Below are 26277 nucleotides of genomic sequence, written 5' to 3'. Positions count from 1 at the left end.
GTTATTATTTTTATTTAAAACTATTAAGTATTTGGTTAGTTAACAATGTTAAATTTAGTACAGAAAATTATAGGTAGTCGCAACGATAGATTCATCAAGAAAGTTTCTAAAACAGTCCAAAAAATTAACTCTTTAGAGCCTGAGTTTGAGAAACTTAGCGATCAAGAGTTAAAAGCAAAAACTCAAGAATATAAAGATAGAGTAGCAAAAGGTGAAGCATTAGATGATCTTCTTCCAGAGGCGTTTGCTACAGTTAGAGAAGCTGGTAAGCGTACCAAGAATATGCGCCATTACGATGTGCAGCTTATTGGCGGTATAGTACTTCACCAAGGCAAAGTAGCTGAGATGAGAACAGGTGAAGGTAAAACTTTAGTTGCGACATTGCCAGCATATCTAAACGCTTTGACTGGTAATGGGGTGCATGTGATTACAGTTAATGATTACCTTGCAAAGCGTGATGCGGAATTAATGAGTGATATTTATGAATTCCTAGGATTATCAGTAGGTGTGATAGTAGCTGATCTAAATCCTGAGCAACGAAGAGAATCTTATGCTTGCGATATCACATATGGAACAAACAATGAGTTTGGTTTTGACTATCTTAGAGATAACATGGCTTATGATAAAGAACAGCAAGTCCAAAGAAGTCGTAACTATGTAATTATAGATGAGGTTGATTCAATCTTAATTGATGAAGCTAGGACACCACTTATTATATCTGGGGCATCTGATGATAGTTCTGAGATGTATAATCTTTTCAATAGATTAGTTCCATTTTTAGAAAAGCAAGAAAAGGAAGAGTTAGAAGAGGATCAAGAGCAAAAAGATTTTTATGTTGATGAGAAATCTAAAAATGCATACTTAACTGAAAAAGGTTATGCAAAAATTGAAAGTATGCTTAAAAAAGAAGGCATCCTTGAAGAAGATGATAATTTGTATAGTCCGCATAATATTACAAAAATGCACTATTTAAATGCATGTTTGAGAGCTCATTCGTTGTATCAGCTTAATATTGATTATATTGTGCGTGATCAAGAAATTGTTATTATCGATGAAAGCACTGGTAGAGCGATGCCAGGGCGTAGATGGTCAGATGGTTTGCATCAAGCGATAGAAGCTAAAGAGGGTGTCAAAATCAATGCTGAAAACCAAACAATGGCATCTATTACATTCCAAAATTTCTTCAAGTTATATAACAAAATTGCAGGTATGACTGGTACGGCAGATACCGAAGCTTTTGAGCTTCATTCTATTTATGGATTAGAAGTAATAATTATTCCTACTAATAAACCATTAATTAGAAAAGATCATCATGATGAAATCTATGGTAGTGTAAGAGAGAAGTTCGATGCTATAGTTGAGGACATCAAACAAAGAATATCTAAAGGTCAACCAGTGTTGGTTGGTACTGCGTCTATTGAAGCATCTGAAGTTCTATCAACTTTACTGAAGAAAAAGAAAATTAGACACAATGTATTAAATGCTAAACAGCATGAGAAAGAAGCTAGTATTATCGCCATGGCAGGTTATCCAGGTAATGTAACGATCGCAACGAATATGGCAGGTCGTGGTACCGATATTATCTTAGGTGGTAATTTGGAAGTTGAAATTGCACAGCTTGAGGATCCTACACCAGAGGAGGTTGCCCAAATTAAGGCAGAATGGGTTAAGCGTAACGAGGTTGTCAAAAATGCTGGTGGATTATGCATTATTGGTTCAGAAAGACATGATTCACGTAGGATTGATAATCAGTTAAGAGGCCGTGCTGCTCGACAAGGTGATCCAGGTGAGAGTAAATTCTATCTATCAATGGATGATAATCTTTTGAGGATTTTTGCTTCTCAAAGTATGGCTGAAAGAGTTAAGAAAGGTCTTAAAGGTGGTGAATCATTAGCTTTTGGTTTTATGTCAAAAGTTATATCAAAAGCTCAAGGTAAAGTTGAAAGTTATCATTTTGATATCCGTAAAAACTTACTAGAGTATGATAATGTTGTGAATACTCAGCGTAAAGTTATTTATGAGCAAAGACAAGCATTTTTAGATTCTGATGATGTTAGTGAAATTCTTGCCGATATTCGTATAGATGTAGCGGAACAGTTATTTCATGACTATGTGCCTGCGGGCTCTATGCATGAACTATGGGATCTTGAGGGTCTAGAAAAAGCACTTAAATCTGATTTTATGATAGAGATTGACTTACAAAAGCTTTATGAAGAAGATGATAATCTAGGAGAAGAAGATCTTAAGAAGCTTGTAAGAGAGGCTATAGAGTTTGAGTTTGCTGAGAAAACTAAAAACTTAGAAGTTGGTGCAGTTAGACAATTTGAGAAGTTCTCATTACTACAGTCATTAGATAGTCACTGGCGTGAGCATTTAAGCTCAATTGATCATCTACGTAATAGTATAAATTTACGTGGTTATGCTCAAAAAGATCCAAAAAATGAGTATAAGAAAGAAGCTTTTGAGTTGTTTTCAACTATGCTAGATAACTTTAAGTATGAGGTTATATCTTCACTTGCTAAGATAAGAATTGCTACAGAGGAAGAAACTCAAAGAGCTCAAGAAGAGTGGAAAGAGTCTATGAGTGAAATCAAAGCTGAGCATGAAAGTGTTATTGACAATAACCAATCAGAAGATGATAAAGAGCAAGAAGAAGCACCGAAAGTTCAGCAGGTTAAGAGAGAAGGTCCAAAAATAAAAAGAAATGATCCATGTCCTTGCGGTTCGGGTAAGAAATATAAACAATGTCATGGTAAGGTTGAGTAATTATTCTTCTTAATTTAACGATAACTCAATAAATTATTTTTCTCACAAGTATTTCAAAAATGATCATAATAATTAATGTGGGGCTTTCTTATGACTTCTAAAAATCGTTGCTTTGGTAATAAACCTAATCAAGAACTCTATGCAAGTTATCATGATAATGAATGGAGTGTTCCTAAATATGATGATAGGGAGCTTTTTGAGCTTTTGATATTAGAAGGAGCTCAAGCAGGTCTTAATTGGGAAACTATTCTAAAAAAGCGTCAAGGTTATCGTGATGCTTTTTATAATTTTGATCCTATCAAAGTTTCAAGTATGTCAGATTCTGAACTTGAAGCTCTTCGAGATAATCCAAATATTATCCGTAATAAATTGAAAATCTATTCTGTTAGAAAAAATGCTCAAGTATTTCTTAAAATTCAAAAGGAGTTTGTTAGCTTTAGTGATTATCTATGGAATTTTGTTAATTTTGAGCAGATTAAGAATAGCTGGAGATCTCATAGTCAAGTTCCGACATCAACTACTATTAGTGAGAAAATTTCAAAAGACCTCAAAAAAAGAGGAATGAGTTTTGTCGGTCCAACTATTATTTATGCTTATATGCAGGCAGCTGGGCTAGTCAATGATCATTTAGTTAATTGCTGGTGTTATACTAGAGATATATAGAAATACATTTATAAAATTTCAATGAAAGACTTAGTTCATAAATTACTTGATTGGAACGGAGAATATTTAATATGTGATAGTGATTTAACAATCGATAAAATATCAGAAGTAGTTGCTGAGAGATTCGATGTTTTTGCGAATGGTCGAAATTATCTCAATGTTGATCATGAAATATATTTTGATCTTCTATGTGGGTTCAAAGAAACTATCGCAAAAATCGATTATAAAGTTATTGATATTATTGTAGATAATAAATCAGTAGTATTTACCTATGATTGCAGAAGTTACTCGTCTAGATGAAACTATTGATATCTTTGATGTAATGCTTTGGTTAAAGTATGATGGTGAAAATAAGATAATTCTATGGCATGAGATTTATATATAAAAATAATAGCAGCATCGGAATCAGGCTTGTGATTTTTGGGTTTTTTGTTATAATATGGTGTCTAGTTTTGTAACTAGATACTATAGAATAATAACAAAAAGTCAGAAGTCTATTGATTGTAGGCAGTTCTGAGGATTTAAAATCTAATAAATGGAGTAATAAATGTACGCGATAATTAAAAATGGCGGTAAGCAATACAAGGTTAAAGAAGGCGAAGTTGTTAAACTTGAGAAATTCGATCTTGGAATTGGCGAGAAAGTTGAATTTGATACAGTTTTGATGGGTCAAACAGCAGAAGGCGAAGTTAAAATAGGCGCTCCTATTGTAGAAGGTGCTAAAGTTGTAGGCGAAGTTGTAGAACAAGGTCGTAACAAAAAAGTTAAGATCATGAAGTTCCGTCGTCGTAAGCACAGCATGAAGCAACAAGGTCACCGTCAGTATTTTACAGCGGTAAAAGTTTCATCTATTAGTTTATAATTTTATTAAGAATATTTAAGGAGTATACAAATGGCTCATAAGAAAGCTGGTGGTAGTACTAGAAATGGAAGAGATTCAAACCCTAAGTATTTAGGTGTTAAAAGATATGGTGGTGAGTTTGTTAAAGCAGGTACAATTATTCTGCGTCAAAGAGGTACTAAGACTCATCCTGGTGTAAATGTTGGTTGTGGTAAAGATCACACTTTATTTGCTCTTAAAGATGGTACTGTTAAGTTTCATGTTGGTGGTGCTTTAAATCGTAAGTTCGTTTCAATCGACGAATAATCTATCTATATCTATCTATCTATCTTTTTGAGAATATTATAATTTCATAGTGGTTATTTGCTGAAAAAGATATCATAATTAATTATTTTCTAGATATAATCTTTACTTTAAAACTTAAAGTTAATTATATGAGTTTCTACATACCTTTGTTCTTATTTTGCATATCATCGACTATTACACCTGGACCAAATAATCTTATGCTTTTGATATCATCAATTAGATTTGGCGTGAGAAAGACTCTATCTCATTATTTAGGAGTTTGTCTTGGCTTTCCTTTTATGGTTTTAATTATAGGGCTTGGCTTAGAGTCAATTTTTATAAATCATCCAACACTACATACAGTAATAAAAGTTGTAGGGGGTGTTTATATGTTGTGGTTGGCATTTAAGATAATTCTATCATCTAATTTTGATGATGAAAAAAGCAGTGAGCCGTTAAGTTTTATTCAAGCAGCATTATTTCAGTGGATAAATCCTAAAGCTTGGATTATGGCAATTGGAGTTGTATCTACTTATACGATTGTTAGTACTGATATGAGCTTGTTGCTTCAGGTAATTATTATAACAGTTATTTATATGATAGTTTCATTTCTATGTACAGGGTTTTGGTTATTTGGAGGTAGCTCAGTCAAAAGAATTTTAAATAATGAAAATCATTTAAGGGTATTTAACTTAATTTTAGGGTTATTACTTATACTTTCAATTGTACTTATGATTTTTGAGTAAGTGCTTTAGCCTTGTCTTTTTTGGAATTTAGCAGAAATAAACATACCAAGTAATACGCCTATTATAATAATTGCTATCATAATTGTTGCTAGGGCATTTATTTCAGGAGTGGGACCATTTTTGACAGTTGAGTAAATATACATTGGCAGAGTAGGGTTGTCACTACCAGCTACAAATTCTGTGACAACTAAATCATCAATAGATAATGTAAATGTAAGTAATGCTGATGTAATCAATGCAGGTATAAGTTGAGGTAAAGTTATTTTAAAGAAAGTCTCTATAGGGCCAGCACCTAGATCTAGAGCAGCTTCTTCTAGTGATATATCTACACTAGCTATACGTGATTGCATTACTATGGCAACATAAGCTGTACACATTGTTACATGGGCTATAACTACCGTAGTAGTTCCTCTCTCATGAGGCCAGCCGATAAGATGTTGTAATGTCGAGAACATTAGTAATAAAGCTACACCAAGAATGATATCAGGTAAAACAAGAGGAGTAGCTACAAGACCATATAAAAAACTTCTTGATCTAAAAAATTTAAATCTAGTCATAGCGTAGGCTACTATAGTTCCAAGGACTGTAGCAATAACTGATGTTATAGTCGCTATCTTTAAGCTAGTAAAAGTAGCATTTATAATATCTTCATCATTAATTACTTCATGATACCAGTCAAAAGTAAAGCCACCCCATAAGTTTATAATCTGAGAGTCGCTAAATGAGAAAACTACTAGGATTACTAGAGGTATATATAAAAATACCAAGCCAAATACAAGCATTATGCTACTAAATGAAATTTTTTTCATTGCTTATACCTCCTAAACAAAAGTTCTCTTAGCTTGTATACGTTGCATCCACAGAATGGGTAATACTAGTACGACTATTAGTACTACAGATATTGCAGCAGACATACCCCAGTTGTTAGATGTAAAGAACTCTTCCCAAATAACATTTCCTATCATTAACGAATTCATTCCACCCATGATCTGTGGTACTACTACTTCACCAATAGCTGGAATAAATATTAACAAGCTACCGGCAATCAGGCCAGGCATAGATAATGGCAGAGTTATCTTAAAGAATGAGTTTATTGGTTTAGAACCTAGGTCTTCCGCTGCATCATATATACTAGGATCAATTTTTATCAATGTGCTATAAAGTGGTAATATCAAAAATGGTAAATAACAATAAACCATACCTAGATACATTGAAAAATCATTATATAACAAAGCCATACTTGGCAGACCTAGATCCATTAAGAATTGGTTAAGAGTATGATTGCCTAGTAACGTTACCCAAGCGTAAGTTCTAAGTAAAAATGAAGTCCAGTATGGAATAATAATTAAGACTAAGAAGAAGATTTGAGTGTTTTTTTTAGCTCTAGATAGCGCTAAAGCCATAGGGTAACCAATTAAGATACACAAGGCAGTGGTTATGAAGGCAACCTTAAAAGATTTAAGTAATGATATAAATATAAGATTGTAATGAATTAATTCAATATAATTACTCAGATATAGGGTAAAGTTTACAGTTGAGTCTTTGAATTGCATCAAAGAAGTAACTGGTGGAGTACCATCTGCTGGTAAAGTAAAACTGATACCTATAACAAATAAGAATGGTATAAGTAAAAATACCATAAACCATACAAAAGGAACTAAGTACACTAAAGTATGTCTAAAGCTTTTTTCTAAGTTTTGCATTATGAATATAACACCATAATATTTTCTGATTCCCAAGTGAGATATACTTCATCATCCCAAGAAGGATGATCTGCATTTCTCTCAATATTGAAGTCAGTAGACTTAATTATATTGCCATTAGCAGTCCTAACATGGTAAGTAGATAAACCTCCCATATAAGCGATATCTTCAACAATACCTTTAATACAATTCACAGGTTTGTTAGGGTTATAATCTTCTGGTTTGTCTTTACTGATAACTATTTTTTCAGGACGTAATCCAACCCAGATTTCTTGATCTTCAATAGCTTCTATATTTCTTCTTAATACAAAATTAGTACCAGCTTGCTCTGAAGTTATAATACTTCGAGTTCTACTTACTGCTTCTACGCGACCTTCAAAAATTGTACTTTTACCAATAAAATTAGCTACAAATCGACTCTTAGGGAATTCATAAATTTCAGAAGGAGTGCTTACTTGTTCTAACCAGCCGTCAGTCATGATACCTATTCGAGTAGACATGGTCATAGCTTCTTCTTGATCATGAGTTACCATTATAAATGTACTACCTGTCTGTTCTTGAATATCTACAAGTTCAAATTGCATCTGATCACGCAAGTTTTTATCTAGCGCTGATAACGGTTCATCTAGGAGAATCAATTTAGGCCTTTTTGCTAAACATCTTGCTAGAGCTACACGCTGACGCTGTCCACCAGATAATTGATGTGGTTTTCTTTTAGCAAGATGATCCATTTTTATGATTTTTAGAGCAGCATCAGTAGCTTTTTCTATTTCTTCTTTTTTTAGAGATTTCTCTTGCTTTAAACCAAACATAATATTTTGTTTAACATTCATGTGCGGAAAAAGAGCATATGATTGAAACATCATATTAACAGGTCTTTTGTATGGTGGAGTATTAGACATATCTACACCATCAATAATTATCTTGCCATCAGTAGGTCTTTCAAAGCCCGCTAGCATTCTAAGAAGAGTACTTTTACCACTTCCTGAGCCACCTAGCAAAGAAAAAAACTCTTTTGGATAAACATCAAGATTAACAGAGTCAACAGCTAAATGACCATCATCAAACTGTTTTGAAAGGTTCTTTATAGAAACCAAAGGTTTTTTTGAAGATTTTTGCATCTTTAGTTCTATATAAATTAATTAAGATTCTTAATAATAAGCAATTTTTATATAGAAAAAAAGTAAATATTAGAATTAATAACTATTATTTATATTATTGTATCTTTATCGTTTTGTTAAACTAACTAACAATAATAAGTATAATGTAAATAGTGGTATTATGTTTGGTAGTTAAATATGGATAAATTATCATCGGTTTTTGTTAATGTAGATGAAGAATTTACTAAATATATATTGAAACCTGAAGTATCAAATTTACCTGATTGGTTTGATGGAACGGTTTTGAGAGTCGGGCCAGCTAAGTTTGAATATGGAAATATTAAGCTAAATCATTGGTTTGATGGTTTGGCTATGCTATATAGCTTTACTAATAGCAATAAAGGTATTTGTTTTTCAAATAAATACTTACAATCTGAGCAATATCTAGCTGCTACTAAAGGACGTATAAAGTTCGATGAGTTTGGTACAATTGTGCCTTATAAATTTGCTAGAATAAGATCATTAATCAAAACTATATTAGGAGTTAAGGTAGAAAAACCAAGTTGTAATGTAAATATCCTAAAAGTGAAAGATAGTTTATTGGCAACTAGTGAAGTAACTACTATGATTGAGTTTGATAAAGATGATCTACATACATTAAACGAATTTAGATTTGGTGATAAAATCAAAGGGCAGTTTAGCTGTGCGCATCCTCAGTTTGATCCTATCACAAAAGAGCAGTTTAACTTTGTCGTCGATATATCAAAAAGTTGTAAATATACTATTTATAAAATTGCGAAAAACTCTTCACAAAGAACAAAAATATATGAGTTCTATGATAATCAATTTATATATAATCATACGCTATTTCTTACAGAGAGCTATGTTGTTTTATATTTAGGTCCATTAAGAGCAAATCCACTTGATTTTTTGACTAAGCCTGTTTCAGAGGTGATCTCCTATGATCCAAATGCAAAGTGTAAATTAGTGCTTATCAATCGAAAAACACATAAAGTGAGCATATTGGATATTTCAAGTATGGTCTTCCTTCATAGTGTTAATGCTTTTGAACAAAATAATAAGATATATCTAGATTTTATTGAGTATATCGATAATCTTGAACCATATAAGAAATTCTATTTTAAAAATATTGAAGAGGGTGATTGTAAATTAAAGACGCAATTTACACGAATTATTGTTGATGTTAATTGTAATTCTATAGACAGAAAAACTGTTTCTACTCTTAATGTAGAGTTTCCAAGGATTAATGAGAAATTTCTAGTAAAAAACTATCGTTATGTTTATCTAGCTAAGCGTACAACTCAAGCAGAATTTTTTAATAGCATAATAAAAATAGATTTATCAAATAATGATGTGGTTGAATATTGTTTTGGAAATGATTTTGTCTCAGAACCTATATTTATAGCTAATCCACAAGCTCAAACTGAAGATGCTGGTCTTATATTTGTAAATGTTATCGATACAGATAAGAAACTTAGTTATATTGTCTATTTAAATGCAACTGATTTAAGTTTAGTATATAAAGCATATTTACCAATTCTAATTCCTCCAGCTCTGCATGGAGTTTATTTAAAGTAGTATTTTATGAAAAATATAATTTTTGATTTTGATTCAACATTGATTAAAAAAGAATCACTAGAGTTGATCTTAGAGCCATTATTAAAACAATCTCCTTCAAAGCTGAAAGAGATCGAGCATATTACCAATTTAGGTATGCAAGGAGATATTTGTTTTAGAGAATCTCTTGAAAAAAGATTAGCTATTGCAAGTCCAACAAAGCAAAGTATCAAAGATTTTGCAGATAAGTATTGTCCTGACTTATTGACAAGTGGTATCAAAAAAATAATGGAAACACTTAGAAATAAAGGTTATCAAATATGGATTTTTAGTGGTGGATTAACTGAGAGTATCGAGCCATTTGCAAATTATTTGCATATTCCACGAGATAATATATTTGCAGTAGATATTGTTTGGAATGACGATGGAAGCTTTAAGACTCTTGATAACTCTAATGGAGCATGTGATTCAAAGTTAAGCGCTTTTGATAAAGTCAAAGATTTGATAAATGGCGAAATTATAGTTGTTGGCGATGGTTATACAGATTATCAGCTATATGAAAGTGGTTATGCTAATAAATTTATCGCGTATGTAGAGCATGTAAGTCGTCAAAATGTTATTTCAAAAGCAGAATTTATTGCGAATAACATCATAGAGCTAGAAGGTTTAATTTAAGTGTTTAAGAAAGTTGTTATAATTACATTTTGTATTTTATTATTGGCATCTTGCGCAAAATCTAGACAAGATATGATCAAGCTCACAGCAAAAAACTACGAAGTAAATCCAAATCAAGTAAAGCTCGATAAGATTATTTCAAATGACCCTGGAGGTGTTGGCGTCTATGTTTGGCAAGCAGAGATTAATGATAAAATGGTTGTATGTGATTATTTTCCAAATTTTATGTTGAAATTCAATTACAATGCTCTGCAATGTAGTATTCCTAAAGAGAAAATAACTGACTAGTCTATTTCTTGTTATTTAGTGACGAGTGCACAAATGCTATACATAGGATTATTATACCTATAGAGCCACTAAACCATTCTGGAATATGAACGAATATCTTTAGTAATAGCACAGCTGCTAAAAAACCAATAGCGTAGTGAGCACCATGTTCTAAATATATATATTTTGCCAGAGTTTTCTTTTCTACAAATAGTATGGTCAGTGATCTTACAAACATTGCACCAATACCGAGACCAATCATAATTATGATAATATTTGCTGTAATAGCGAATGCACCAATTACACCGTCAAAACTAAATGATGCATCTATTATTTCAAGGTAAATAAATCCCATTATACCGTTGCGAGCAACTGTCGAGCTATCTATATGTGATGTATCAAATATAGAGTTAAGCATACCAATGCTCTCATGTACCACTATACCCAAAAAGTAAGCAATTGCTAAACTGCCTTGATAATCAGGTTCTGCATCATAGATGATTATTAAACCAATAAAGATTGCAAATAGAATATACCCACCATTATAATCACGAATTTTTCTTGTAATCCTATTGTTCTCAATTATAGGTATCCAATGATGACCTTCATTTTCACTGAGAAAAAAGTTTAGGAAAACCATAAGTAAGAAACTACCACCAAAGCTACAGATATAAGGCATCGAATGCTCTAATATATTTTGATACTGTTGAGGATCGTTTAGAGCAAGTGTAATTACGTTAGCAAAGTTAATATTACTTGTGACACTTACCAATAAAATTGGGAATAATAAACGCATACCAAAAACTGCGATCGGTAAACCTAAGTAAATAAAGATTTTTTGCCATTTTTGTGACATCTGTCCAAGAATTTTTGCATTGATGACGGCATTGTCAAAACTAAGAGAAATTTCAAGTATAGCCAGAATTAATACTGAGTATATTGTTTCTAATGGAGCAGTTGGATAAATAAATATAGCAATACCGATACCCATAAGAGTTACAAAGAAAGAACCATAGAAGTATTTTAAAATTTTCAAAGCGATCAAAAAGTATGTTTTTAACGAGTAGATTTTAACATATAATGATATTTTACAAGATATTTTCAAGGTAGTTATATGTCGTTAGCTTTGTATACGATTATTTTTTTAGGATTATGTTTCTTTTTATGGCGTAATTTTATGAAAAATAAGGAATATGCTGTAGATGTTGCGCAACGTTCAACAGCAAAATATGACTTGGAGTTGCTAGATGAAACTGTTTGTTTACGCAAAATAGATGTTAAGCTTGAGAATAGGCGTTTAGTTTTTTATAGAGTATATTCATTCGATTATAACAGTTCATCATCTGATGAAAGATTTAGAGGATATATAGTAATTAGAAACGGTAGGCTTGATGATATTGTTATATCAGAATTTGAGAAGGCTGATGTTGTTCGAGAAAATATAGTATCTGAACAATTTGAGGATTCTCAATCACGATCATCAGTACATAATATTATAAATTTTGATGAAGAAGGAAAATTATGATTATTCATTTACACCAGTTACCAAAGTTAAAAGGCAGAAATTATAGTTGTAGTCCTTTTTGTCTTAAGCTTGAACTATATCTAAAAGCTACTGATTTAAGTTATCAGAATCATTTTAGTTTGGAGTTTAATAAGTCTCCAACAGGTAAGATGCCATATATAGAGACTATGGGGAAGAAATTTGCTGATAGCAATCTCATTATCGAAATGTTAGATAAGCAAAATCATAATAATTTGGATGAGCATCTAAATTCTGAGCAAAAAGCCATATCTACAGCATTTATAAGGCTATGTGAGGATAGCTTGTACTGGGTTGGAGTATATAGTCGTTGGGCTGATAAAGATAATTATACATGGAAGAAGGATTTTCTAGAATCCACTAAACTACCAAAGGCCATGGCGAGTATAGTTTATCCTGTTGCAAAGAGAAATATTCTGCGCCAATTAAAGGCTGCTGGTGTTACAAACCTAACCAATAATGAAATTTATTCAAAAGCTGAGCGTGATTTAAAGGCTCTAGCAGATTATTTAGGTGAAAAAGAGTATTTCTTCAATTCTAAGCTATCATTAGTAGACTTGGTGGTGTTTAGCTTTTTAATTAATATTGCTGACGGCAGTTGTGGGCGAAGATTGCAGAACTTTTTGGTTAGTCTTAAACTTGATAATTTTATTAAAAATATGCAAGAATCATTTGAGCTTGATTTTTAATCTACTCGCCTACTTTTCTACTAAGTAAGTAGTACTTTAAAGAGTAATAATTTAACACGATTTGCTGTTTGACTAGTTTAAATAGCTTTAAAACGGCTTGCCGCTAATATGAGGAGGATATGTAAGTGCAGCATATAGAAGCAAAACAAAGAACGAAATATTTTATTTCACTGTTTTTATTGCAATTATTTGAAAGGTTTAGTTTTTTTGGTTTCTTTTATATCTTAATATTCTTTTGCATAAATAAGTTAAATCTTACAGAATCGTATGCTTCAACATTTGCAGGTTCTTTTACTGCTCTTTGTTATGTTTTAAGCTCATTAGGGGGCTTTATTTCTGATAAAGCTTTAGGTGTTAGAAGAACCTTAATAGCTGGTGGTATCTGTTTACTATTAGGCTATTCATTATTAGCAACTAGTGATATGCTAATGAATTTTTCGATTTATATTGGGTTGGCAATGATTATCGTTGGAGCATGTTTATTTGTGCCGATGACTTTAAATAGTGTATCTAGATTATATGCAGGAGATCCAGCAAAGCTAGATTCTATATATGCGTATTTTAATATGGCTAACAATATTGGGGCGTTATCAGGTGCTATTTTAATACCTTATTTAAGTAGTGCAGATTCATACGGTTTAGAAAATAGACATTATGGAATTGCTTTAGGAGTGTGTGCTTGTGGAGTGTTATTAGCTCTTGGCAATATATTTATGAATAAGAAATTATTTTCGACAATAGCTGCGCCAGTTGGTAAAAAAACACTTAGTTTTCAACAGTTAGTTTTAGCTGTGGTGGGTATAGTATTTTTTATCTCAGTAGTTACGGGATTACTTTACTTTAGTAGTCTAATTATTATAGTGCTAGCTTTAGCAGTAGTTATTATTGTTGGTTATTTTATAAATATTACTTTTCAGCAAGATAAAGAGTATCGTTTGAAAATGCTACTTTTATTAGTGTTTATATTTTACGCAACAATATTTTTTATGACCTATGCTCAAAAAACAACGTCATTTTTCTTATTTAATGTTCATCATGTAGATTTAAATGTTTTGGGTATAAAATTGAATTCACAAACTGTACCAGGACTATTAAATACTTCAGGGATTTTAATTTTCTCTCCAATTCTTGCTATGTATTTTAACAAAATGGGCGATAGATTAAGATCAACTAGCAAGTTTGCTTTATGTTTATTATTTGCTGGTATATGTTATGCGTTTTTGTATTTTGTTTGCGTATTTAATGATCCTTCTTCAAAAGTTTCATTTTGGTGGGAAGTAGTAGCAGTTGGAGTATTTTTTTCATGGGCTGAGATTATGGCAACAGCTGTTGGTTTATCTTTGATAACTCAACTTGTTCCTACTAAGGTAAGAGGCTTTTGTATGGGAATGTGGTTCTTAACTTGGGCTGTTGGGATCAAGCTTGGTGCATACGTGGCTTCGCTTTATGCTAGTAAAGATTTAGCTAATTCTAAAAGCTCTCTACTAGTTGGTCAAGCTAAAATTAATAGCTATTTGGGATATGAAAATTTGTTTATGTGGATAGCTATAGTTACTATAGTTGCAGCTTGTTCACTTCTAGTTTTAAAAAATAAAATTAATAATGTAATTTATAAATAGTGTGGGAAATTTATGAATATTCTAAAAATTAGTAAACAAACTTTGAGAAATAACATTAAGATTATTCGAGAGTATGTTGGCAACGCTAAGATATGTTTTCCTGTTAAGGCAAATGCTTATGGACATGGTATTGAAGAGATAGTAGAAAATACGCATGATTTAGTTGATTTTTTTGCAGTGGCTAACTCTTTAGAGGCTTTTAGAGTTACTGCTATCACTAAAAAGCCCGTGCTAGTATTTGGAGTAATATACTATGAGTATCTTGAAAAAATGGTCTCTGAAAATATTAGAGTTAGTATTCAGGATTATGATGATATTGAAAAGCTAGAGCAAATAGCCAAAGAGCTTAATAAAAAGATATATGTTCATGTTAATGTAAATACCGGCATGAACCGTATGGGTGTTTGTTACAATGATGTTTGTAGGACTATAAAGAGAGTTTATGATTCTAAATGGATTATACTTGAGGGTGTATATAGTCATTTGGCATGTGCTGATAATAGAGATCATCCAACTAATGTTAAGCAGAAAAAAAGATTTTCAGAAATTGTTGATTATGCTAAAGAGTTATCTCAAGATATAATTTGTCATCTATCAAATTCTTATGGTTTCCTTGGTGACAAAGAAATTTGTTACGATATGGTTAGACCTGGAATCCTCATTTATGGTTTTCTTCCAGAGTTTTATGTTGAAAGATCAATTAGAGAAATAAAACCTATCGCAAGGTTATTATCAAAAGTAGTTAAGATAATTGAATTAGAAGAGGGTGATGGGGTGGGCTACTCTATGATATACAGAGGTTTCGATGGCGAAAAAGTCGCAGTGATACCAATTGGTTATGGTGATGGATTTCCAAGAGAACTTGGTGATAGGGGGGTTGTAAATATTGATAATGTAATGTATCCAATGGCTGGTAGAATGAGTATGGACGGCTTGACAGTTTCATTAGGTCATAATGAGCATAATGTTAAAGTTGGAGATGTTGTAGAGTTAATATCTGATATTCCACGCAATAGGAACAGTGCTTTTTTAATGGCTAAACAAGTCAATACTATTGAGTATGACATCATGAGTACACTAAATGATAGAATTATAAGAGAGGTTATATAATAGCTAAAGTATTTACAAGGAAGGTCATTCACAGTAAACTCATAATTACATTAATAATTTTTAATTAAGGGATAAGATGGAAAAGAAAAGTCTTTCCACCCTTAGCTTAGTAGCTATGGGTGTTGGTGCTATTATGGGATCAGGATGGATGTTTGCAGCTCAGTATACTTCTCAAGAGGCTGGGCCAGGATCTATTATTTCTTGGATAGTTGGTGCTATTTTAATGGTCTTCATAGCTTTAGTGTTTGCTGAGGTTTGTACAATTGTGCCTGTTGAGGGATCTACATCACGTATTCCTCATATCACACATGGAACTATGACAAGTTATATGTTTGCATGGATCACTTGGATATCATACTTGGTTTTAGCACCAATCGAAGTTCAAGCCGTTATTCAATATTTAGCAGTATTCTATCCTTCGCTTATCGATGCCAGTAGAGATGGTGCTTTGTCGATGGCTGGATTACCTTTAGCGATAATCTTCCTTTTGGGATTCTGTATTATTAATTTTTATTCACTTAAATGGCTAGCAAAAATTAATAATATTGTTACCTTATTTAAGGTTGCTGTACCAATATTCATATCTATAGTATTTATTATTTTTTGTTTTACATTACCTGCTTTAAAGGATATAAAGGCTGAAGAGTTATCATTTATGCCATTTGGCTTTAATGGTGTATTGGCTGCAGTTTCAGTTGGTGGTATCGCTTATGCTTTTACAGGATTTAAGACTATTGTAGAATTAGCAGGTAGTACAAAAAATCCTAAGAAATCAATTCCAGTAGCAACAGTTGGTGCGGTTTTGATTTGTTTAGTTATTTTTCTATTTTTGCAAGCTGCATATTTGCTGGTTATGTCAAAATTTGTGCATAATAATGATTGGCATGGTGTTGTCATGCCAGGAGCTACGTCATCTAGTTTCGGACCATTTGCGATAATGGCTCAGAGTTTTGGAGTTAAGTGGGTTATGTATCCATTGTACTTCGGGGCTATAGTTTTTCCACTTATGGCTGGTTTAATTTACTTTAGTATCGCAATGAAATCATTAGGTGCGATGGTACATAATGGTTATCTACCAAGTATTTTAGGAAAGTTAAGTCCGATTATGCAAAAACCAATTTATGCTATTGGTCTTAATTTCTTGATAGCTTTAGTTATGTTTGCACCGTTTCCTGGATGGAAAGAAATGGCTACTTTCTTAACATCTTTGATAGCTCTTACATATATTACTGGTCCAACATCCACCATGGCACTTAGACATCACTTACCAGATATGCACAGACCTTTTAGGCTTAAAGGCGCTTATTTGTTATCAACTTTAGGTATGTTTGCAGCTACTTTAGTATTTTTATGGAGTGGTTGGGCAATAGTTTCAAAGGCAGGTATTGCTTTAATTATTGCCTTGGTCATGCTTGGTGTTTATAGAACTTTTAGAAAGGATAGGTCAGAAGAAATTCATTGGAATCTTAGAGAATCTATATGGTTCTGGGTATATATAGTTTTAGTAACATTAGTTTCATATTTTAGTTCATTTGGGGGAACTGGAGATCTTGATTTATATTGGAGTTCAGCAATAATTCTTGTGATTAGTTTTATTGTTGTTACTATTGCAAAAAATCTATGCTTACCAGCGGAAGATATGCAAGAAGGAATCAAAAAAGCTATCAGTGATGACAATTATATCTAAATAAATATTTCTATCTTATTATTTCATAATGTATTATATTGCTTAGACGAGCTTATTAATAACATATTATGATTAAAGTATCTTTTCAGGGTGAGCATGGGGCTTATTCTGAGCAGGCAATAACTAATTTCTTAAATCAACAAAATATCAAAGATTTTCAGACTGTTCCGTGTTTCTCATTTTCTGAAGCTATTGAGCACACGATAACTGGTAAGTCAAATTTTGTAATGATTCCTGTTGAGAATTCATTAGCAGGATCTGTTGTACCTGCTTATGATGAGTTAATCAAAAGTAATTTAAAAGTAAAAGCTGAAGTAGTATTAAAAATTAAGCATTGCTTAATGGGATTAGAAGGGGTTCAATTTTCTGATATCAAAAGTGTAATATCTCATCCGCAAGCACTATCACAATGCTCAAAAAGTCTTAATAAATTAAAGCTTATTCCAGAAGCATTTGTTGATACGGCAGGAGCAGCAAAGTATATTTTTGAAAAAAATATAAAAGATCATTTAGCAATAGCTGGAGAACTTGCTGCAAAAACATACGGATTAAAGATTTTTCAAGATGAGTTTGAAGACGAACACTTTAATTATACACGTTTCTTATTAATGGGATATGATGATATTCAGCTTGACTCAAAAAACAATAAATATAAAACAACATTGATTTTTTCTGTTGAAGATAAGTCAAATGCGCTTGTAAATACTTTGAATGTATTTGGGAAAAATAATATTAATCTTACAAAAATAGAATCTAGACCATCAAGAAATAGAGCTTGGAATTATTTATTTTTCATTGATTTTGAAGGATCTGAGGATGATGAAAATGTTCAAAAAGCTTTATTAGAAGTACTTAAGAAGAGTACTTTCTTAAAAGTTTTAGGTTCATACAAGAGTTATCATTATAATTAATGGAAATAATTATGAAAAGAATCTTTAGTTTTATAATAATTTTTTTTAGTGTTGTTTTTGGATATGCTCAAGATGATATAACGGTTTTGTCTTTAAATGACTTTCATGGTCAGGTTGAACCAAATAAAGACATGGTTGGAGCAGCAAAGATAGCTAGTTTTATTGATGACTATAGAAAAACACATCCGAACTTAGTAGTTGTGGCAGCAGGAGATAATTATCAAGGTACGGGTATATCAAATATTTCACACGGCGATGTTGTTAATGATTTCTTTGATTATATCGGAGTTAAGTATTCTGCTGTAGGTAATCATGATTTTGATTATGGTCAAAAGTGGTTTAAGCATTGGTATGAAAAAAATGGTATCAGATTTTTAGCGGTAAATATTAGTTATAAAGATGACTCGTTATTTGATTACTTTTATAGAAAATATACAAGTCAGGATTCTTTAGCTTATATTAAGCCATTTGGTTATGAAACATTGCCTAGTGGTAAAACAATATACTTTATAGGGCTAGCGACTTTAGAAACGCCTGAAACTACAGCAGAGAAAAATATTTCTAATCTTAAATTCACAGATCCTGTTACAAGTGCTAACAAATGGGTTAAATATATAAATAACTATAATAGATATAATCTTCCAAAACCGGATACGATAGTTTTACTTACACATATTCCTACTGATCAACAAAACTCTGAAGTCTTTTTCACAAAGAGGGCTGATTTAGGCGATGAGTCAGAGATATATGCGGTAGTAAATGGTGTTGATGGTATTTCAGCGGTATTAACTGGACATAGCCATAAATTTGTTAATGGTATTAAAAATGGCGTTGTAGTAGAGCAAGGAGAGAGTCAAGGTAAGGATATAAGTGTCTTGCACTATGATTGCCACACATCAGATGTATGCAAGGTAACTCCAGAGGTTATTAATCTAGCACAAGCAACAAGAAATCTTAAACCGAATAAAGATGTTAACAATATACTAGCTAAGTATAATAATTCTGTCAAAGCAGAACTTGATAAGGTCATAACTAAAGCCCCTAAAGAGTTGTCAGATGAAGCTCAAAATGGTTACTATAATATTCCATTAACATATACACTGGCAAATATTATCAAGGGTCAAACAGCCTCTGACTTAGCGCTCGTTAACTCACATGGTGTCAGAAGATCTCTACCTCAAGGTAATATTACTTATGGGATGATCTATGAAACAATGCCTTTTGATAATATGGTTATTACATTAGATATCAAAGGTAGTGATTTGCTAAAGCTTATTGAGCATAGTCTGCAGCCACTTGGAGATAAACAAGTAGGAGTGCTTGCAGGATTGAACGTTTCATTAGATAGTGCTGGTAATATAAAAAATGTCTTAATAGATGATGAACCATTAAATGAAAAGCAAACATATAAGCTTGCAACGATTGATTTTTTAACTACTGGTGGTGATGGTTTTGTATTTGATAATATTAAAAATTATAAAGACAGTAATATTACGATAAGAGATATGATAGCTGATTATTGGTTGAAAAATAGTGCGGATATTGCTCAAGGATGGCAAAACATAATAGTAGAGTAATCAATGTCATATAAAGTTGATATAGTTTATAAAAATGTTAGAACTCTTAAAATTTCTTTGAGTAAAGATGGTTTAATTACTGTAGTTTCACCGAAAGGTATAGCAAGAAAAGAGATTTTAGAGTTATTACAAACAAAAAAAGCATGGATAGATAAACAAACTCAAAGATTACAGAATAATCAAAAATTTGACTATAGTAATTATAGTTTGAATGATGGTGATCTGATTTACTTTTTAGGTAGAGAGTACCCTATCCGAGTTACTCAATCAAAGCATAATGTAGTTAACTATTGTGATGATTATATTGAATTTCTATTAAATCCAAGCGTTATCAATAATAGAGAGTTTAAATTACAACTGCTAGAAGAGTTTTATAGAGATCAGGCAGATGTTATTCTTAATAATCTAGTGGCAAAGTATCTAAAAATTACAAATCAAGAAATTAACAGAGTAACTATTAAGAAAACAAAGACTCGTTGGGGGTCATGTAACTATATCAAAAAAACAATTAATCTAAATTTCAACCTTGTTTTAAGAGATATGGAAGCTATAGAATATGTGGTATTACATGAAATAGCTCATTTAACACATCCCAATCATTCAAAAGAATTTTACAACTATATTTCATGCTATATGTCTGATTGGAAACTTAGAGAAAAAAGATTAAAATAAGATATAATTTAAGAGATTTTATTATTTTATTTCAGCTTTCTGGAGGAGTTTTATGGAAAGTACTTTTGAGCTTTTTTCAATTGGAGTTGGACCATCTTCGTCTCACACTATAGGGCCTATGAGAGCTGGGTGTAATTTTATTGATTTGTATAGAGATAAATTACCTGAAACTACTAGGGTGAAGATTGATTTATTTGGTTCACTTGCTCTTACTGGTAAAGGTCACAAAACAGATTATGCAGTTGTTTTAGGAATTATGGGTTTTTTACCTGAATCAGTTAATATTGAATTGGCAAAAAAATTTTATGAAACCTGCTTAGAGCAAAAAAAACTTAATCTAGCTCAAAAGTTTGAAATTAACTTTGATTATGATAAAGATTTAATATTTCACTATAATGAATTTCTTCCAGAACATTCTAATGGGATGCGTTTTTCATTATTCAATAATGAGGATCTTCTTTGTGAAAAGGAATACTTTTCTATAGGAGGTGGTTTTATTGTTGATAAAAAGCAAATAAGAAAAGATGAGGTTCCTACAGAAATAGAATGTAATAAACCTTATAGATTTGCAAGTATGGCGGAACTAAAAGGTATTTGTCATAAAAAGAATATGTCTATTGATGAGATAATGTTTGAGAATGAAAAAACAGCTTATGGAGAAGAATATTCACTGAATAAATTGGCTGAGATTTGGCAGGTTATGGATACATCTATAGAGAAAGGTTTAACTTGTCCAGAAGCAGTACTTCCAGGAGGTCTTAAAGTTAGAAAAAGAGCACCAAGTATGATAAAAAAACTTAAAGAGCAAAATATTGTTAATACAGATTTTAACTACTTGAATGCTTTTGCAATTGCTGTGAATGAGCAAAATGCTTGTGGTGAAAGGGTGGTTACCGCACCAACTAATGGAGCTGCTGGTGTGATTCCTGCTGTATTAAAATATTATTTGCAGACTCATGAGATTATTAATCAGCAAGAGCTTAGAAAAGTAGTTAATAAATATTTACTTGTATGTGCTGCTATCGGTATCTTATATAAATCTGGAGCATCAATATCAGCTGCAGAAGTTGGCTGTCAAGGTGAAGTTGGAGTTGCTTGTTCGATGGCTGCTGCTGGTTATTGTGCATTACTTGGTGGAGATATTGAGTCAATTGAGTCGGCAGCTGAAATAGGAATGGAACATAATTTAGGATTAACTTGTGATCCTATTGGTGGATTAGTCCAGATACCATGTATAGAACGTAATGCAATGGGTGCTGTTCAAGCTATAAATGCAGCGAAACTTGCTCATCTAGATACAGGTGAAAAGCGCTTTGTTGGATTAGATTATGTTATCAAAGTAATGTATGAAACTGGTTTGGATATGTGTAGTAAATATAAAGAAACATCTTTAGGCGGTTTAGCTACAAATGTTCCTGTATGTTAATTAATTTTAACTATTTTTCTTAGATCAAAAATATCATTTACTGACAAAGTTATACTGATTTAGTATAATTTAGGTGATTTATATATTTAATTGGGCAAACACACAATGTATGATGTGAAAAAAATTCGAGAAGATTTTCCATTTCTTCGTCAAACTATTAACGATAAACCTGTTGTTTTCTTTGATACTGGAGCTTCAGCACAGAAGCCACAAGTAGTTATTGATGCTGTGGCAGATGCATATAAGTTTAATTATGCAAATGTCCATAGAGGGGTTTATGAACTAAGTCAAAAAGCAAGTGATAAGTATGAAAATGTACGTGTGAAAGTTCAACATTTTATAAATGCTAAATCGGCAGATGAAATTGTACTAACTAAAGGAACCACTGAATCAATCAATTTACTTGCGAGCTCTATCGGTAAGTCTATGGTTTCTATTGGAGATGAAATTATTGTTACTGAAATGGAACATCATGCTAATTTTGTACCATGGCAAATGCTTTGTGAAGAGAAAGAGTTGGTTTTTAAAGTTGCAAAGGTCGAAGATAATGGTGAGCTTGATATACAGAATCTTTTATCTTTAGTTACAAACAAAACTAAGGTTATAGCACTGACATTATGTTCAAATGTATTAGGAACTATTAATCCTGTCAAAAAAATAATACAAGAAGTCAAAAAAATTAATCCAAAGACATTGATAATTATTGATGGAGCGCAAGCAGTAATACACTCAAAGGTTGATGTTCAAGACTTAAATTGTGATTTCTTTGTATTCTCTAGTCATAAATTATATGGCCCAACTGGAGTAGGAGTATTGTATGGTAAATACGAATTGCTAGAGAAATTACCTCCCTATAACTATGGTGGAGATATGGTTAATGATGTAACAATCAATAAAACAACATTTGCACTACCTCCATATAAGTTCGAAGCAGGAACACCAGATATAGTAGGCTCTATAGGTTTTGGAGAAGCCATAGATTATGTTAATTCAATTGGTATGGAAAATATCGCAAGCTTTGAAAAACAACTATTAGAATATGCGACAGAAGAATTAAAGAAAATCGATGGTTTAAAAATAATAGGCGAAGCACCAAATAAGGCTGGTGTTATAACATTTGTAGTTGATGGTTGTAATGCTGGCGATATTGGTGAACTATTAGCTATCAAAGGGATGTGTGTAAGGACTGGTAAACACTGTGCGCATCCTCTACTATACAGAATGGGTGCTACATCAACAGTGCGTATGTCATTTGGTATGTATAATACTACTGATGAAGTAGACTTATTTATTAAAGCATTGAAAAAAGTAATATCTCAATTAAAATAGTCAAATAATTAAAAGGATTATGTTGGTATGGTTGAAGTTTTTGATCCTAATAGTAATATTTTAGAAATTACACAAGCCGCAGCTAAACATTTTGAGAAGCACTTAGCTAAGGATTCTAATAATATAGGAATATATATTGGCACAAAGTTAATGGGGTGTTCTGGTTTAGCTTATGATATTGATTTTGTTGTACAGCAACCGACGGATACAATAGTAGTAGATCAGCAGGGTTTGAAATTTTTTGTATCTAATAAGTCTATAAATTTTTTAAATGGTTTAAAAATTGATTATGTTAAGCATGATTTTGGATTATATAAGTTAGAATATACCAATCCAAATGAATCAGCTCGCTGTGGTTGTGGCGAAAGTTTTACAGTTTAGGGAATATACATAATGAAAACAACAGATGTAACTATAGTTAGAAGGCAGGTAAAAGCTGTAGCAGTACCATTTGGTAATGAAATTGAGCTTATGCCTGGTCAAGAAGTTTTGGTAACTCAAGATAAGGGTGGTAGTTTTACATTAAATGTTAACGGTAATTTACTTCATTTAGATGGTAAAGATGCTGATGCAATTGGTAAACAGATAGTTAAATATCCAGTAGATAATTACGATATAAAACCAGGTGATCCTATAAATATGGATGCTGTTTGGGATCAGATGAGAACAGTTTATGATCCGGAGATCCCTGTGAATATTGTTGATTTAGGCTTGATTTACAATGTTGTTACTCGAAAGTTAGAGAATGGTAATTTTCATGTGATCATAGATATGACTCTTACAGCTCCTGGTTGTGGTATGGGTCCTGTATTAATGACTGATGTTGAAAAACGTGTGGCAATGCTACCAAATGTTGATAGGGTTGATGTTGTTATGGTTTTTGATCCACCATGGAACTCAGAGCTGATGACAGAGGAAGCTAAACTAGAGCTAGGATTATTTTAAGTAAATTATGGCAAAAATAGCAATTTATCCTGGGACATTTGATCCTATAACAAATGGTCATGTTGATTTAGTTGATAGAGCGTTGAATATCTTTGATGAGATAGTGGTTGCAGTATCTACAGCATATGGTAAAAAAACTCTTTTTGATTTACATACAAGAGAGTTAATGATTAAAGAAGTTTTTAAAGATAATAATAGAGTCAAAGTCGTTAGCTTTGAAGGCCTTTTGGTTGATACAGCTGTAAAACATAGTGCTTGTGCGATTGTAAGAGGATTAAGAGCAGTTTCTGACTTTGATTATGAGTTTCAAATGTCGAGTATGAACAATAAGCTTAATAGTGATATTCAAACTATATTTCTAACTCCTAGTGAGAAGTTTTCTTGTATATCATCTACTTTAGTTAGAGCGGTTGCTATTCATAATTATCAAAGAGTAGGTGAGTTTGTTCCTGAGTGTGTATTTAATAGAATAAAATTAAAATATTCGAAGGATTAGTATGGCACTATTAATTACTGATGATTGTATAAATTGTGATATATGTGAACCAGAGTGTCCTAATGAGGCAATATCGCAGGGCGAAGAATATTATGAAATTAATCCAGATAAATGTACAGAGTGTGTAGGACACTTTGAAGAATCTCAATGTACAAAGGTATGCCCAATAAGGTGTATAATTACGGATCCAAATCATGTCGAAACTCAGCAACAATTATTGGCAAAATATAAAATATTAACTTCATAAAAGTTAAAAAAAACTTGGAAACTGTATTCTAATTTTGTATAATGCTTCAGTCTTATAATTTACTATTCAATAAAACAAAGAGTTTTTAAAGGAGCTTTTGATGAAATTAAAGAACATTGTTATCGCTACATCAGTACTGTTTGGTACAGCTACGTTTTCATTTGCTGCAGGTTCTGACAATATGGATATGTCAGCAGATACAAATGCAACTGCAACTCAGAGTAGTTCGACTAATTCTTTTATTGCTCCTTTTGCTAACACTTATAGCTCTTTGACTAATAAGAACAATACTTGGGGTCCACAAGATAGAACTGGTCAGTGGTATTTTGGTGTTGATGCTAATGGTCTTGCTGGCACACCTAACTCTCCTTCAGGAGCTGGTGCAAATATGATAGTTGGTTATAACATCAATAAATACTTTGCGGTTCAATATAACCAATTAGTTGGTAGAGTGTTTGCGGGCTTGGGTGAAGGTGTTATAAATTTCAGTAATAGTACTATGATCACTCCTTATGCTGCAGGTGGTGCTGGTTGGGCTAACTTAGCTGGTCAAGCTACTGGTGCATGGGATGTTGGTGGAGGTCTTAAGTTTGAGCTTTCTAGAGATGTTCAAGTAAGTGCTGATTATAGATATATTCAGACAATGGCTCCAAGTGGTATGTCTGGTGCTCAAGGTAGAGCAGGTACTAACATGATTGGTGGTGGTATCACTTGGTTCTTTGGTGGTAAAGATGATACTACCAATGACACTGGTAATATTCAAGATAATGGTGCTACTACAGCAGCAGAAACTACTGCTATGCCAACAATTGATGAGACTAAATATATTCTACCTCAAGGAATTAAGCAGTGCGAAGGTAATTTTAATTTAACTAGAGATGGTGTTGCTTGCTATACTGTAAATGGTGATGATGTAACAGTTTATTTAGATACTAAGTTTGCTTATGATAGCGCTAATTTAAATTCTAAGGGTAAAGAAGCAATAGCATCATTTGTTAATTTTGTGAGAAATAGTGATATTAAAACTGTAACAGTTAAAGGTTATGCTTCTCAGGGAACAACTGGAAGTGAATTCGAGATCTATAATCAAAAGCTTTCTGAGAGAAGAGCAGAAGCCGTTGCTGATTACATGAAGCAATTAGGTTTAGATAATGATAAAATCATCACTAAAGGGTTTGGTTATGAAAATACTCTAGAAGGTATTCATAAATCAGATGCTCGTAACCAACGTGTACAAGCTAGTGTTTCAGCTCCTTTAAAAGAAGAAGCTTAATATTCATACAGGTTCTTTCTTTTTTTCATATAAACAAGAACTTCTATTTTTTATGTAACTTTTGCAGACCATTTTCTTAGTGTAGTTTGATAGGCTAGACATACATTTTGATGGTCTTCTACGAAGATA

Annotated in this window: 28 protein-coding genes; 24 read left to right on the top strand and 4 right to left on the bottom strand. The window is 32.1% G+C overall.

Going from position 1 to position 26277, the window contains the following annotated elements; translation table 11 throughout:
• Positions 1-45 precede the first annotated feature (45 nt).
• The 6 genes from secA to ACKTR7_RS02450 all read left to right on the top strand — a co-directional run bounded on the left by secA (position 46) and on the right by ACKTR7_RS02450 (position 5301).
• Positions 46-2766, top strand: a complete 2721-nt coding sequence (gene secA / locus ACKTR7_RS02475; RefSeq protein WP_407876868.1) for a preprotein translocase subunit SecA — start codon at positions 46-48, stop codon at positions 2764-2766.
• A gap of 90 nt (positions 2767-2856) precedes the next feature.
• On the top strand, positions 2857-3429 hold the full coding sequence (locus tag ACKTR7_RS02470) for a DNA-3-methyladenine glycosylase I (RefSeq protein ID WP_407876867.1): 573 nt from the start codon (positions 2857-2859) through the stop codon (positions 3427-3429).
• A 21-nt stretch (positions 3430-3450) separates the two neighbouring features.
• The gene (locus tag ACKTR7_RS02465) at positions 3451-3729 is read left to right on the top strand and encodes a hypothetical protein (RefSeq protein WP_407876866.1); all 279 of its coding nucleotides are present in this window, start codon (positions 3451-3453) and stop codon (positions 3727-3729) included.
• Between the two features lie 247 nt (positions 3730-3976).
• Positions 3977-4291 (top strand): 50S ribosomal protein L21, encoded by a 315-nt coding sequence (rplU, locus tag ACKTR7_RS02460; RefSeq protein WP_004288036.1) that lies wholly within the window; start codon positions 3977-3979, stop codon positions 4289-4291.
• A gap of 30 nt (positions 4292-4321) precedes the next feature.
• Entirely contained in the window at positions 4322-4576 is a 255-nt protein-coding gene (rpmA, locus tag ACKTR7_RS02455) for a 50S ribosomal protein L27 (RefSeq protein ID WP_004288034.1), read from the top strand.
• A 128-nt stretch (positions 4577-4704) separates the two neighbouring features.
• Positions 4705-5301 (top strand): LysE family translocator, encoded by a 597-nt coding sequence (locus ACKTR7_RS02450; RefSeq protein ID WP_407876865.1) that lies wholly within the window; start codon positions 4705-4707, stop codon positions 5299-5301.
• Between the two features lie 5 nt (positions 5302-5306).
• On the opposite strand, the gene ACKTR7_RS02445 is transcribed toward ACKTR7_RS02450, so the two are convergent.
• Genes ACKTR7_RS02445 through ACKTR7_RS02435 form a run of 3 tightly spaced genes read right to left on the bottom strand, consistent with a single transcriptional unit; the run spans position 5307 to position 8125 of the window.
• On the bottom strand, positions 5307-6110 hold the full coding sequence (locus ACKTR7_RS02445; RefSeq protein WP_044525913.1) for an ABC transporter permease: 804 nt from the start codon (positions 6108-6110) through the stop codon (positions 5307-5309).
• Between the two features lie 12 nt (positions 6111-6122).
• A complete protein-coding gene (locus tag ACKTR7_RS02440; protein WP_044525914.1) occupies positions 6123-7004 on the bottom strand; it encodes an ABC transporter permease in 882 nt (293 codons plus the stop codon).
• A complete protein-coding gene (locus ACKTR7_RS02435) occupies positions 7004-8125 on the bottom strand; it encodes an ABC transporter ATP-binding protein (protein ID WP_003015139.1) in 1122 nt (373 codons plus the stop codon). The genes ACKTR7_RS02440 and ACKTR7_RS02435 overlap by 1 nt, the downstream gene beginning before the upstream one ends.
• A 177-nt stretch (positions 8126-8302) precedes the next feature.
• Between ACKTR7_RS02435 and ACKTR7_RS02430 the strand changes: the two genes are divergently transcribed.
• The 3 genes from ACKTR7_RS02430 to ACKTR7_RS02420 are packed head-to-tail and all read left to right on the top strand — an operon-like array spanning position 8303 to position 10645.
• Positions 8303-9703 carry a carotenoid oxygenase family protein gene (locus ACKTR7_RS02430; RefSeq protein ID WP_407876864.1) on the top strand — a complete coding sequence of 467 codons (1401 nt, stop codon included), beginning with the start codon at positions 8303-8305 and terminating at the stop codon, positions 9701-9703.
• 6 nt (positions 9704-9709) lie between these two features.
• Complete coding sequence (locus ACKTR7_RS02425) at positions 9710-10357, top strand: HAD-IB family phosphatase (RefSeq protein WP_407876863.1); 648 nt, start codon at positions 9710-9712, stop codon at positions 10355-10357.
• Complete coding sequence (locus tag ACKTR7_RS02420) at positions 10358-10645, top strand: hypothetical protein (protein WP_407876862.1); 288 nt, start codon at positions 10358-10360, stop codon at positions 10643-10645. It begins immediately after the preceding gene.
• Position 10646: 1 nt separating this feature from the next.
• Here ACKTR7_RS02420 and ACKTR7_RS02415 read toward each other — a convergent pair whose 3' ends face one another.
• Positions 10647-11660: a DUF475 domain-containing protein gene (locus tag ACKTR7_RS02415; protein WP_407876861.1), complete on the bottom strand. Its 1014-nt coding sequence runs from the start codon at positions 11658-11660 to the stop codon at positions 10647-10649.
• Between the two features lie 78 nt (positions 11661-11738).
• Here ACKTR7_RS02415 and ACKTR7_RS02410 point away from each other — a divergent pair, with 78 nt between their 5' ends.
• From ACKTR7_RS02410 to ACKTR7_RS02340, 15 genes are all read left to right on the top strand, one after another.
• A complete protein-coding gene (locus tag ACKTR7_RS02410; protein WP_407876860.1) occupies positions 11739-12149 on the top strand; it encodes a DUF3301 domain-containing protein in 411 nt (136 codons plus the stop codon).
• Positions 12149-12856, top strand: coding sequence for a glutathione S-transferase family protein (locus ACKTR7_RS02405; RefSeq protein WP_407876892.1), 708 nt, complete (start codon positions 12149-12151; stop codon positions 12854-12856). Before ACKTR7_RS02410 ends, ACKTR7_RS02405 begins: the two co-directional genes overlap by 1 nt.
• Before the next feature lie 125 nt (positions 12857-12981).
• The gene (locus tag ACKTR7_RS02400) at positions 12982-14475 is read left to right on the top strand and encodes a peptide MFS transporter (RefSeq protein WP_407876859.1); all 1494 of its coding nucleotides are present in this window, start codon (positions 12982-12984) and stop codon (positions 14473-14475) included.
• Positions 14476-14487: 12 nt separating this feature from the next.
• Positions 14488-15585, top strand: coding sequence for an alanine racemase (gene alr / locus ACKTR7_RS02395; protein ID WP_407876858.1), 1098 nt, complete (start codon positions 14488-14490; stop codon positions 15583-15585).
• Positions 15586-15661: 76 nt separating this feature from the next.
• On the top strand, positions 15662-17272 hold the full coding sequence (locus ACKTR7_RS02390) for an APC family permease (protein ID WP_407876857.1): 1611 nt from the start codon (positions 15662-15664) through the stop codon (positions 17270-17272).
• A 68-nt stretch (positions 17273-17340) separates the two neighbouring features.
• A complete protein-coding gene (pheA, locus tag ACKTR7_RS02385; RefSeq protein ID WP_407876856.1) occupies positions 17341-18183 on the top strand; it encodes a prephenate dehydratase in 843 nt (280 codons plus the stop codon).
• A gap of 11 nt (positions 18184-18194) precedes the next feature.
• Entirely contained in the window at positions 18195-19760 is a 1566-nt protein-coding gene (locus ACKTR7_RS02380; protein ID WP_407876855.1) for a bifunctional metallophosphatase/5'-nucleotidase, read from the top strand.
• Positions 19761-19763: 3 nt separating this feature from the next.
• A complete protein-coding gene (locus tag ACKTR7_RS02375; RefSeq protein ID WP_407876854.1) occupies positions 19764-20432 on the top strand; it encodes a M48 family metallopeptidase in 669 nt (222 codons plus the stop codon).
• Between the two features lie 52 nt (positions 20433-20484).
• Complete coding sequence (locus ACKTR7_RS02370; RefSeq protein ID WP_407876853.1) at positions 20485-21858, top strand: L-serine ammonia-lyase; 1374 nt, start codon at positions 20485-20487, stop codon at positions 21856-21858.
• A gap of 105 nt (positions 21859-21963) precedes the next feature.
• Entirely contained in the window at positions 21964-23187 is a 1224-nt protein-coding gene (locus ACKTR7_RS02365) for an aminotransferase class V-fold PLP-dependent enzyme (protein WP_407876852.1), read from the top strand.
• 27 nt (positions 23188-23214) lie between these two features.
• Positions 23215-23568: a HesB/IscA family protein gene (locus ACKTR7_RS02360; protein ID WP_407876851.1), complete on the top strand. Its 354-nt coding sequence runs from the start codon at positions 23215-23217 to the stop codon at positions 23566-23568.
• A gap of 12 nt (positions 23569-23580) precedes the next feature.
• Positions 23581-24132, top strand: coding sequence for a putative Fe-S cluster assembly protein SufT (gene sufT / locus ACKTR7_RS02355; protein ID WP_407876850.1), 552 nt, complete (start codon positions 23581-23583; stop codon positions 24130-24132).
• Between the two features lie 7 nt (positions 24133-24139).
• Positions 24140-24628, top strand: a complete 489-nt coding sequence (coaD, locus tag ACKTR7_RS02350) for a pantetheine-phosphate adenylyltransferase (RefSeq protein ID WP_044525929.1) — start codon at positions 24140-24142, stop codon at positions 24626-24628.
• Position 24629: 1 nt separating this feature from the next.
• Complete coding sequence (locus tag ACKTR7_RS02345; protein WP_407876849.1) at positions 24630-24875, top strand: YfhL family 4Fe-4S dicluster ferredoxin; 246 nt, start codon at positions 24630-24632, stop codon at positions 24873-24875.
• Between the two features lie 100 nt (positions 24876-24975).
• On the top strand, positions 24976-26148 hold the full coding sequence (locus ACKTR7_RS02340; RefSeq protein WP_407876848.1) for an OmpA family protein: 1173 nt from the start codon (positions 24976-24978) through the stop codon (positions 26146-26148).
• Positions 26149-26277 lie beyond the last annotated feature (129 nt).

Origin of the sequence: Francisella sciaenopsi (assembly GCF_045862875.1) — a bacterium.
GTDB classification, from domain to species: Bacteria; Pseudomonadota; Gammaproteobacteria; order Francisellales; family Francisellaceae; genus Francisella; species Francisella sciaenopsi.
Note: the sequence above shows the minus strand (reverse complement) of the source record. Positions and strands in the feature narration are given on the sequence as shown.

Bases quoted from the DNA above. Each gene is read 5' to 3' on its own strand.
- secA (WP_407876868.1), top strand. From the start codon at position 46: ATGTTAAATTTAGTACAGAAAATTATAGGTAGTCGCAACGATAGATTC.
- ACKTR7_RS02470 (WP_407876867.1), top strand. From the start codon at position 2,857: ATGACTTCTAAAAATCGTTGCTTTGGTAATAAACCTAATCAAGAACTC.
- ACKTR7_RS02465 (WP_407876866.1), top strand. From the start codon at position 3,451: ATGAAAGACTTAGTTCATAAATTACTTGATTGGAACGGAGAATATTTA.
- rplU (WP_004288036.1), top strand. From the start codon at position 3,977: ATGTACGCGATAATTAAAAATGGCGGTAAGCAATACAAGGTTAAAGAA.
- rpmA (WP_004288034.1), top strand. From the start codon at position 4,322: ATGGCTCATAAGAAAGCTGGTGGTAGTACTAGAAATGGAAGAGATTCA.
- ACKTR7_RS02450 (WP_407876865.1), top strand. From the start codon at position 4,705: ATGAGTTTCTACATACCTTTGTTCTTATTTTGCATATCATCGACTATT.
- ACKTR7_RS02445 (WP_044525913.1), bottom strand. From the start codon at position 6,110: ATGAAAAAAATTTCATTTAGTAGCATAATGCTTGTATTTGGCTTGGTA.
- ACKTR7_RS02440 (WP_044525914.1), bottom strand. From the start codon at position 7,004: ATGCAAAACTTAGAAAAAAGCTTTAGACATACTTTAGTGTACTTAGTT.
- ACKTR7_RS02435 (WP_003015139.1), bottom strand. From the start codon at position 8,125: ATGCAAAAATCTTCAAAAAAACCTTTGGTTTCTATAAAGAACCTTTCA.
- ACKTR7_RS02430 (WP_407876864.1), top strand. From the start codon at position 8,303: ATGGATAAATTATCATCGGTTTTTGTTAATGTAGATGAAGAATTTACT.
- ACKTR7_RS02425 (WP_407876863.1), top strand. From the start codon at position 9,710: ATGAAAAATATAATTTTTGATTTTGATTCAACATTGATTAAAAAAGAA.
- ACKTR7_RS02410 (WP_407876860.1), top strand. From the start codon at position 11,739: ATGTCGTTAGCTTTGTATACGATTATTTTTTTAGGATTATGTTTCTTT.
- alr (WP_407876858.1), top strand. From the start codon at position 14,488: ATGAATATTCTAAAAATTAGTAAACAAACTTTGAGAAATAACATTAAG.
- ACKTR7_RS02390 (WP_407876857.1), top strand. From the start codon at position 15,662: ATGGAAAAGAAAAGTCTTTCCACCCTTAGCTTAGTAGCTATGGGTGTT.
- pheA (WP_407876856.1), top strand. From the start codon at position 17,341: ATGATTAAAGTATCTTTTCAGGGTGAGCATGGGGCTTATTCTGAGCAG.
- ACKTR7_RS02380 (WP_407876855.1), top strand. From the start codon at position 18,195: ATGAAAAGAATCTTTAGTTTTATAATAATTTTTTTTAGTGTTGTTTTT.
- ACKTR7_RS02375 (WP_407876854.1), top strand. From the start codon at position 19,764: ATGTCATATAAAGTTGATATAGTTTATAAAAATGTTAGAACTCTTAAA.
- ACKTR7_RS02370 (WP_407876853.1), top strand. From the start codon at position 20,485: ATGGAAAGTACTTTTGAGCTTTTTTCAATTGGAGTTGGACCATCTTCG.
- ACKTR7_RS02365 (WP_407876852.1), top strand. From the start codon at position 21,964: ATGTATGATGTGAAAAAAATTCGAGAAGATTTTCCATTTCTTCGTCAA.
- ACKTR7_RS02360 (WP_407876851.1), top strand. From the start codon at position 23,215: ATGGTTGAAGTTTTTGATCCTAATAGTAATATTTTAGAAATTACACAA.
- sufT (WP_407876850.1), top strand. From the start codon at position 23,581: ATGAAAACAACAGATGTAACTATAGTTAGAAGGCAGGTAAAAGCTGTA.
- coaD (WP_044525929.1), top strand. From the start codon at position 24,140: ATGGCAAAAATAGCAATTTATCCTGGGACATTTGATCCTATAACAAAT.
- ACKTR7_RS02345 (WP_407876849.1), top strand. From the start codon at position 24,630: ATGGCACTATTAATTACTGATGATTGTATAAATTGTGATATATGTGAA.
- ACKTR7_RS02340 (WP_407876848.1), top strand. From the start codon at position 24,976: ATGAAATTAAAGAACATTGTTATCGCTACATCAGTACTGTTTGGTACA.